Source organism: Vibrio sp. OPT41 (genome assembly GCF_015163595.1).
Taxonomy (GTDB): Bacteria; Pseudomonadota; Gammaproteobacteria; order Enterobacterales; family Vibrionaceae; genus Vibrio; species Vibrio alginolyticus.
Window position 1 is genome coordinate 179050 of the sequence record NZ_JADDYH010000009.1, and the last position, 9120, is coordinate 188169.

Sequence of the window (9120 nt, forward strand, 5' to 3'; positions counted from 1 at the left end):
TGAACCACACCACATTCCGAACTTAACTTAGACTTTTTAAGTACTTATCGGTTAACCCGAAATATTTCAGGTTGCCATCTGGCTCCAAGACTAAGCTCATGTTGGATGTAGAGATCATGCCCGGATCATTCGTTGAGAAAATAACGGTCTTATTGAGTAGTTTGTCGCTAAATAACCGCTTGAAGTAGTGCGAGTTTTCTTGCTCAGCACCATTAAATGGCTCGTCAATGATAATCAAAGATTGTTCGCAGTTACCTAGCCCTAATGCGAGCCGCAGTCTTTGTTGAATACCATTTGGTAAACTTTTACAGATATCAACGCTCAATTGAGTGTCCAGGCCTTGTGGCAACCATGTATCGAGCTCAAAGAAACTCACCATTTCACGCATTTTTTCTGTTGGGATTAACCCATTATGCAAGATGAAGTTAGTCTCCAAGGAGCCTTCAAAAATATGCAGGTTAAACGGGACGTAGTTAATCGAGGTTCGATAGCGGTAACTGTTGAATTGTTTGATGTTATAACCGTCCACCGAAACTGAGCCTTGATAGCGTTCCTCTAGCCCAGCGATAATAGAAATGAGCGTCGTTTTACCGCAACCTGTTGGTCCACAAATCACAACTTTTGCGCCCGGTGGAATTTTAAAACCAAGATTAGTTAAGCCTGTTGCCGCACCACTATAACGATGGCTCACACCAGAGCCGACGATACTACCTTGAAATAGGCGAATAGGGGGGCTTTTCTCTAACGTTAGCTTATCGTCATTCATCGCCATAAGGTTGTTGATTTGCGCAGAAGACGCCTTAATGGATTGGAACTTAGAAATAGAGTTGTAGATGCCCATAATAGGCCCCAACGCCTTCCAGACTAAAATTACGGTAGCAAGCATTGCACCTGCATCGGAGGTGCCGTCCATCACGCCGATAACGGCCGCGACGATACTTGCGGTACCAATAACCTGAATCAAACTCCCGCCTGCTGCCTGAACCCTGCTATTAGTCACTGAAACATGTTCTGCATCGTTGGTGCTTTGTAAATGCGATGCGCTAAAGCGGGACTGGATAACACGCAACAATGGCAAGCCTTGGATGGTTTTTATACCACGAAGAATCTCATTCCATTGGTAAGAAACCATGGCGTTGGCGCGAGAGCTCTTGGACGTGGCTTGCGAGTAGATGTAACGAGAATAAACACAGAACACCAACATTAGAATCAACCCCGCCATAACGACTAGCGCCGCGGTACCAGACATAAGAGCAATGGCAATAATGAATACGATAACAAACGGCATGTCGAAGTAGCTTAATGTTGACTCTGCGGTTACCAAACGGCGGAAAGTGTCGATGTCTTTCAAACGTGCTAACTGAGAAGAGACACCAGCGGTAGATGTCATCGAATAAGGAAGCCACAACAGTTTGGATATTACGTTTTGAGAAATATGCACCGCCAAATCCTTCCCTGATGTGGCGATGATGTTGACCCGCATTTTCTTGAAAAAGTATTCCGAAAACCCAACAATCACGGCAAACAACGTGAGCCAATAGAGCGTGGCTTGCGAGCTAGACGTCAAGGCGAAGTTGTACACACTCATAATAAAAAAGGGCTGGAGTGCGCCGAGAATACTGACCACGAAGCTGAGGATAATCAGGCTCTTGAGTTCATTGTTGTAGCGATAAAACGCGTATTTAATCCAGTTACTGCGGTCTTGAGATTCAGGTGGCGGCTCTCGGAACAAGCGCGAGTATTCGCTGATCGAGACCAACAAACATGGCTTCTTGCAGAGCGGGTATTCAATGGTGTTGTTATTGGTGTAATCAAACAGGATCAGTTTGCCGTCTTTGGTGCCCAAGAAAATCGCAGTGAGGTTTTCGATCTCGATAAAACAAGGATGAGGGTGCCCCTCGATGTGTTCCAACGTTTTTAATTTGGTGACGTCACAACGGTAACCAAGGCGTTCAATCGTGGCAACAAAACTGTCGCTGTCTTTTGGTTTAGGGATAAAAGCGTCACTGAGGATAGAAGGTGTGCCTTCCCATTCAAGCGCAATGAGGGTGTAAGCTAAACCACGAATCAAAGGTGACTGATTGTATCGCTCGTCATAACTGCGAGCCTCAAAGTCCAACAAGCGCTGAGGGACATTATTAAAATCAACCAAAATACTCATTGGTCACCTCCGGTAAGTTTGACGCGTTTGAGGCGATGATTGAGCCTGTCCATCTTATTGCTGACGATGATGAGTATTTTGTCGTTGGCGCGATAGGCAGTACTGGTCAAAACCAATCGAGCAAAGTCGTCATCATAAACACAGTCGATGTCGTCGAAGATCAACACACGTTTGTTCGCGAGTAAGGCACGCACCAACAACAGGGCATAAGCGACTTGGCGAGAGAATGGGTTGCGTAAATGTCCTTTAAGCTCGGTGTAAAAACCAGCGGGAAGGGCATCGATTTGTGCTTTGATGTTCATGGTTTCGCAAAGCGCAAATGCCGTGTTATTTAAGCTTGGGCGGAAACAAGTCAAGTTGTCGATGATGGTGCCTTCGACGAACGAACTGGTTTTGTCGACCATGAGCACGCTATTACGCCAGACGTTGTAGTTGACGTCATCGAGTGGTGTCTCGTTGATCTTAATGTCCAGTTTGTTGTCGGTGTTTTGCCGCGTAATGCAATTGGCAAGATGGGTTTTGCCTGCGCCGCTTTTCCCCGTCAGCAAGTAAGCCTGACCACGTTCAAACTCGATGCGTTGCTTTTCCGAATACTTCACCGAGATGCGCTCGACTTCTGTCGTATCATTTTGTTGTTCTACAGATGCCGCAAGCTCAAGCAGCTCGGCGATACGTTGAATATGAAGCTTGTTCAACTCCCATCGACTCACCGTGCGCATTACTTGCTGGTATGGCGCGAAGTAGCGGTTGGTAAGCATGATGATGGCAGCCATGATGCCTTGGCTCGATTGCATGTTGATAACTGCCGTTGCCAAAACTACCACCACACAAGCAATGGAGAGCTGTTGTATGAGCGACAAGATAAGGCTGAAGTTCGATTCAATTTGCTCGTATTTGATGTTCTCGACTTCACGCTCTTCCACCATTTGTGTCATGAGGCTCTCAACGCGATATTCCATATTGCGCGCTTTGATATCGAGTGGGCTAGAGATGATCTCGATGATTTTAGAAGTAGTTAAGCCTTCGATGTCGGATTTGTTTTCTAAGCTGTTGATTTTCTGCTTAGATAGGCTCAGTGCGAACACCGCCAAAATGATGGAGGCGAGCAAGATGGTCACTCCCGCCCAAATGTTGATCACACCGATAATCAGAATGGTCAGTATGCTGACGGCAAGGTTGATCAATGCCCGTACAGATTCTCCGCCAAAGAAGGATTTAATCTCGGGAATGGTGGCAATACGCTCTAAGTATTCACCGGGTTCTAGGCGACGAAACTTCGATATCTCAGCCAAACAGATGGATTGAAACACTTTGTTGGTTAAGTTGGTTTCGAATTGCTTCATGATCACCGACGAAATCTTCTCTTCCTGATTCTTTAAGTGATAGTCGAGGAAGATGGTGATCAAGATAATGGCAAACAGAAGAAACAGCGTGTCTTTAGCTTGGTTAGGTAAAACACGGTCAAAGATAATCAGAATCGAAAAGGGCAACACTAAACCAAACAGTGTTGAGATGACCGTTGAGAAAGTCAGATAACACTTGTCAGCAAAGTTAATCTTCTGGGAAAAATGCTCAGTTTGCATTGCGACCTCCTTTCTTAATCGATGGTTTGGAGAGAAGGTGTTTTGGAACTAAGTCTTGATTGCTTCTGCCTTCGATATCGCTCATCAACTGCATGATGCTTTCGATGGATTGCACCGACAGCATGCCTTTGATTTGCTCAAGATTGATCGATTCAATGATGTAGTCATAACGCGCGCTCTCGTAATCACGTAGCGCGCTAAACAGTTTACTTTCTGCTGCCAGTAAGTCGGTAATGGTTCGCGTACCAAGCTGGTAAGCGCGCTGAATGCCTTTGTAGGAGGCGTAGTTAGCTCGGATGATATTCTCGTAACTGCTAATAGCGCGGGAGAAGTCATTAATGTTGAGTACCGAGGTGTTAACGCTATTGCGCGTCGTGAACAATGAATCTTGGTACAGTAGCTCGGTTCGCTCGATGGCAGTCGACGATTTTTGATAACCGTAGTAATCCGAACCGCCGGAGAAAATCGGCACATTCAAGTTCAAACCGACGCTGGTGGAGTTACTGTCCCCTGTTGCGGTGGGGTCGGTTCGGTCATAGTTGTTCGCATCGTCATAACGGTAACTGGCAGAGAGTGACACGGTCGGCACAAAGTTTGAACCGCTTTCTTTCAACCCTCTTCGGCTGCGTTCTACGGTTTTCTTCGCAACCAATAAATCGTTATTGAGCTTCAAAGCTTGTTCAAGAATCGCGCGTTGTTCGGATTCGCTGATTTCCGCCAAGGGCACGCTTTCGTAGATGTCCTGCGATGGGGTGACTGGATATTGAACTTGAATCTCTAAACCGTTCAAAATCACACGTCGATCTTTCTCTAAGGTTCTTAAGCGGTTGGCAATGCCTTCTTTCTGAGCAATTACCTCATACAACTCGCTCGCCGCAGTGTTGCCAAGCTCCACGTTGCGACGCATTTGGCGCTCACGTGTTTCAGACGATTTAAGTTCTACTTTGGTGGCTTTGATTTGCGCGTTGTTTTTCAGGTACTCGAAATATTGCGTCGCGATTTCAGAAATGGTGCTCTGGATTTTGTTCTCGTGTTTGATTTCCTCAATGTTGAAATCCAGCTTAGCGGTGCCGTATTTGAAGATGTCGCCAAGGTTAAACACCGATTGCGATAAAGACACGCTGTAGCTATTTGAGTTGTAGCTTGAACGTTTATCTGGTGTTCCCGTTAATATGGTCTCGTTTTCATTCCATGTTGTATCAGCGGCACCGTTTAAAGAAGGCAGGAACTTAGAACGGCTAATGTCGATGTTGTATTCGTTTTCTTCCACGCCTTTGTCACTAGCGCGCAGAGATAAATTGTTTTCCAAGCCGAGTTTGACCGCCTCAAGCAAGGTGGTCGCCATTGCCGAAGGAGCATTGCTCAATGTAAGCGCTGCCAATACGCAGCTAGTTAAGTTTCTGTACCGCCACATACTTGTTGATCACCTTGATGATTTCGTCGTTTTTATAAGGTTTGCTGATCACGTAATCCATTCCAGCTTCGATACAAGCTTGGTGTTCATTACTGCTGGTCAATGCTGTCGCGCCTATGATGGTGCAAGGGTTTTGTCCGCTCTCTTGTTCGTATTGTCGAATGCGTTTGGTTGCTTCAATACCGCCCATGCCAGGCATGATGCAGTCCATAAAAATGATATCCGAGCGCTGATTCATGAAGTGCTGAACGGCGTCTGCGCCATCGCCAACGGTATCGGCTTCGTATTCTTGCTTGCTCAAAATACGTTTGAGTAGAATCTGTTGAACACGGTCATCCTCAACAATCAGGAATGAGCTGTTCTCCATCTGATCTTCTGAGGCTTCCGCTTCCATGATTGCTAAAAGATTGGGGATGAACTCATACGGAATCGCAGGAGAGTTCAGAATCTTGTCGACAAAGGTATGGCTCTCTTGTGCTTGCTGAGTGCTAGTGACTGAAAGCAGCAATTTAGTATTCGGGTGATTGCGCAGTTGCGATTTCACCGTTTTGCTCAGTGAGGGCAGCTTGTTTGGCTCGAACGTGTCGGTCAGCATGATGGCGTCGTATTCGCCAAAGGTTTTTGCAGTAGAGAAGAGCTCGTTCGGTGTGCGAATTGGCGTAATCTCTAAGCCCAAGTTGACGAGCATTTTGTTCATCACATCAATGCGCAGCTGAGAGTTGGCACACAGTAATAGGCGCTTATTGTCGAAGCGAGTTTTCTCGGTGTGGAAGCTCTTGGCTTTCAAATCGAGCTGAATTTGAAAACGTTCCTGATTGCCCGATTGATACCAATGGCTCTCGTAATAGCCGTAATCTTTCAGTACGCTTTTCGCCAAATCGTCTTTGGTTGCAGTGTGCTGTTTATGGTCGCTCCAGTGTAGAGTATTGAGCTTGGCAAACGGCACATCCAGTGTGGTTAAGAAGTTTAGATTGATGGTCAGGCGAGTGTTTTCAATGTCTGACGCCGCGCCCGATTCAATGGTGACAAACAGTTTCTTATCGGCTTTGAGTTGGATGGCATTCGATAGCTGTAGGAACAACACCCAGAATAAGCTGGTGGACTGTCCTTCAACACGATTTGGTAGGTTATCCGAGATAAAGCAGTCTATCTCACCTTCATTTCGCTGCACTTTTGAACTGATGTGAATCATCAATTCAGACAGTACATTCAGCAGTGAAAACTCTTTCGATTTGCTCTCGGTCCCTTGTGAAATGAGTCGGTTGTAGTTCTCTGCCAATTCAGACAGGGTATTGGCAGCCGAGGTTATATCTTGCGCCATCAACACGCCGCTCTCATCGGTCTCTTGAACGAGATATTGCACGCCGCCGTTAATGGTGTTGGTGATGCCACGAATCTCGTAACCAATCAGAGCATAGAGCTGCTTGTAGAGATCGTTATTGCGTTTTTGCTCTTCGAGGTTGCTGAAAATCAGTTTTAGGTGTGAGTAGATCTGACGCTGCTTAGGATTGATGCTCACTTCATTCAGCAACTCTTCCAACCTTTGCAAATCCAGTAGTTTGAGTTCTTGATAAAGCTCATCGAATTCTTGGTCAATGTCACGCTCATTCGAGCTGGATTTTTTCAGTTTAAGGATTGCCACCAAGTTCGATAGCACTGCGATACCAACCAGTACGACAACGACCACAAACAACCAAATGAAGAACTCGTTTTTCTCCATCATTAGGTCGCTCGCATGGTTGTTAAATATGGTCCGGTAGTTGTCGTCCATTTGTAGGTAGTTATTGGTGAGCGAGAGGTACAGTGCCAACACATCGTCGCGTGTTTTTTGGCTGTCTGAGAACCGATTGATTGCCAGTTCAAGCTGCGTGTATTCGGTCGCGCCCACCAAGCTAAACTCGGTTTTGTTGAGTGACGCGAGCGACTTAAATTGGTCAATTTCGTCTTTCAGAACCTCAAAATCAAGCTCTGTTGTACTGCAATAACGTGCGCTTAAACAGCGTTGAAGCGTTTGAATATCAAACTCGATAGTTTGGTTGAGCTGTTGAGCTTGAACCAAAAGAGGCGCATTTTGCACTTTCTCGACTGAATCCACTTTTTCCCAAGAGATATACAAATAAAAGGCGAGGGCAGCCAGCATCAAGCTGAAAGCAATGCTTAGGCGCATAACAGGAACGGAAATATTGTAAGAAGGTTTGCTACTCATCCATCACCTCTCATCGAATGCGTCTTCGATAGCCGACATAACCGGCTTCGCTGCGTATTCGATAACCCGGCGTGAACCTGTTTTCACGTCTGCGGTAAACTCCATATAAGGGGACAGCTTGTATTGTGTGCCTCCGCGCTCTAGATAGTTTTGACTGATTTGGATTTCCGCGAGGTAGAATTCAGCGTCTTCTTCTTCATAAGAAGAACGGCTGATCGATGCAATTCGACCTTCCAAAAATCCGTATTTGGCAAAGTTGTAGGTATCCATCTTCACTTTGACCGCTTGTCCGATTTCTACAAAACCCATGTCTTTACGCGGGATCTTCGCCTCTCCATGAAGGGCGTTATTGATCGGTGCAATGTCCGCGATGCTTTCACCTGGCGGTATCACAGCGGAGCGGAAGTTGAAGTGCACTTTATCTACTACACCGTCAATAGGGGCGTAAACCACGAGGCGATCCACTTTATCTGAGTGTTGAGGACGCAATATACGTTTCAACTTTAAGTCCTTGTTTGCTTGAATGATTTGCGCTTGATACTCGGCATTACGATTCTCCACCAAGTCTCGGTACTGCTTCTCTAATTTGTCGAGTTGGAAGCGCTCATTCATGACCGACTCATCAAGGTTTTCTATCTCACGCACCATGTTTGACTCTTGAACCTGCATATTCAGAACATCGACGTAAGACGCCATTTCCTCTTTGTACAAGGTGTTCTTAATATTGAGCTGCTTGCGTATCAAGGAGAGCTGGTTCTCGGAGCTTTTACGGCGCTTGAGCATTGAATCAATAAGCGAATTCTTATGTTGGATATCGTGAGTGATCAACTCTTCATTGGAACGGTTTTTAGAAAATTCTTGCTGCCAGGTATTCATGTTGACTTGCACTAATTCTGGGTACTTTTCGATGTAGGCAGAAAAATCGGGTTCCACCATATCGCGCAGGCTTTCGTAACGAATCTTGTCTAGCTCTAGCTGAATGATCTCTGTGTTTACCGTATCGAGTTGAGTGTTTCTATCCAGAGAGCGAAGGCGTGCAATAGGCTGACCTTCGTAAACTACTTCGCCTTTGCGCACTAGCATTTCTTCTAGAATACCGCCTTCAAGGTGTTGCACTTTTTCGATGTCAGATTCGAGCAATAGCTCACCGCGCACCGACACCACAATGTCGATACGAGCCTGAGATGCCACGGCGATAGCCACCATGGAAAGCAAAAAGATAACCAGCAAGGTTTTGTGTACGCTGGTCATTGCACTGGCTAGCACGATTGTATCGTCTGTTGTTACCTTCGAAGCTTCGTTGTTCGAAACGAGCGCCTTTTTGAGGTGATGTTCTATTTGCTTATTACTCATGAGCCACCCCTACGATTCACTACCTGTGCGGCTATCGATTGAATTTTCGATTTTTAACAGCTGGCTAATTTGTTTGTTTACGTTGTTAAGCTCGGTTTTAACGTCCTCGATCAATTCATTAGGAGCAGGGAAATGGTGTTTGTTTAAGTGTTCAATCTTTGCCAATTTTGGTGGTAAGTCGTCATCACATAACAAGACGAGAATGGTCTTTAGTCTTTTTGAATAACATCTGAGTGCTTCAAAACGGTTTTGTTTATGCAGCATCTCAATATCAATCCCTGCGTCACTGAAATCTTGGTAAAAATCGCCTAATAGCAATTGCAGCCCTTTATGGCTGTTGTCGACTGAGCGCAACAGATTTGTCATATTTATCATTATCCCACCGCACTAATTGCTTTAATGA

At 45.6% G+C, this 9120-nt stretch carries 6 protein-coding genes; all 6 read right to left on the reverse strand.

What is annotated here, in order from left to right; all coding sequences use genetic code 11:
* Positions 1-22: 22 nt before the first annotated feature.
* Genes IQP38_RS01500 through IQP38_RS01525 form a run of 6 tightly spaced genes read right to left on the reverse strand, consistent with a single transcriptional unit; the run spans position 23 to position 9095 of the window.
* Positions 23-2161 (reverse strand): ATP-binding cassette domain-containing protein, encoded by a 2139-nt coding sequence (locus tag IQP38_RS01500; RefSeq protein WP_053303764.1) that lies wholly within the window; start codon positions 2159-2161, stop codon positions 23-25.
* Positions 2158-3744 (reverse strand): ATP-binding cassette domain-containing protein, encoded by a 1587-nt coding sequence (locus IQP38_RS01505; RefSeq protein ID WP_193837220.1) that lies wholly within the window; start codon positions 3742-3744, stop codon positions 2158-2160. Before IQP38_RS01505 ends, IQP38_RS01500 begins: the two co-directional genes overlap by 4 nt.
* Positions 3734-5158 carry a TolC family protein gene (locus IQP38_RS01510; RefSeq protein WP_193837221.1) on the reverse strand — a complete coding sequence of 475 codons (1425 nt, stop codon included), beginning with the start codon at positions 5156-5158 and terminating at the stop codon, positions 3734-3736. Before IQP38_RS01510 ends, IQP38_RS01505 begins: the two co-directional genes overlap by 11 nt.
* Complete coding sequence (locus tag IQP38_RS01515) at positions 5133-7364, reverse strand: response regulator (RefSeq protein WP_193837222.1); 2232 nt, start codon at positions 7362-7364, stop codon at positions 5133-5135. Before IQP38_RS01515 ends, IQP38_RS01510 begins: the two co-directional genes overlap by 26 nt.
* A gap of 3 nt (positions 7365-7367) precedes the next feature.
* The gene (locus tag IQP38_RS01520) at positions 7368-8717 is read right to left on the reverse strand and encodes an HlyD family type I secretion periplasmic adaptor subunit (RefSeq protein WP_005375593.1); all 1350 of its coding nucleotides are present in this window, start codon (positions 8715-8717) and stop codon (positions 7368-7370) included.
* 9 nt (positions 8718-8726) lie between these two features.
* Positions 8727-9095: a hypothetical protein gene (locus IQP38_RS01525; protein WP_025998718.1), complete on the reverse strand. Its 369-nt coding sequence runs from the start codon at positions 9093-9095 to the stop codon at positions 8727-8729.
* Positions 9096-9120 lie beyond the last annotated feature (25 nt).

Bases quoted from the DNA above. Each gene is read 5' to 3' on its own strand.
- IQP38_RS01500 (WP_053303764.1), bottom strand. From the start codon at position 2,161: ATGAGTATTTTGGTTGATTTTAATAATGTCCCTCAGCGCTTGTTGGAC.
- IQP38_RS01505 (WP_193837220.1), bottom strand. From the start codon at position 3,744: ATGCAAACTGAGCATTTTTCCCAGAAGATTAACTTTGCTGACAAGTGT.
- IQP38_RS01510 (WP_193837221.1), bottom strand. From the start codon at position 5,158: ATGTGGCGGTACAGAAACTTAACTAGCTGCGTATTGGCAGCGCTTACA.
- IQP38_RS01515 (WP_193837222.1), bottom strand. From the start codon at position 7,364: ATGAGTAGCAAACCTTCTTACAATATTTCCGTTCCTGTTATGCGCCTA.
- IQP38_RS01520 (WP_005375593.1), bottom strand. From the start codon at position 8,717: ATGAGTAATAAGCAAATAGAACATCACCTCAAAAAGGCGCTCGTTTCG.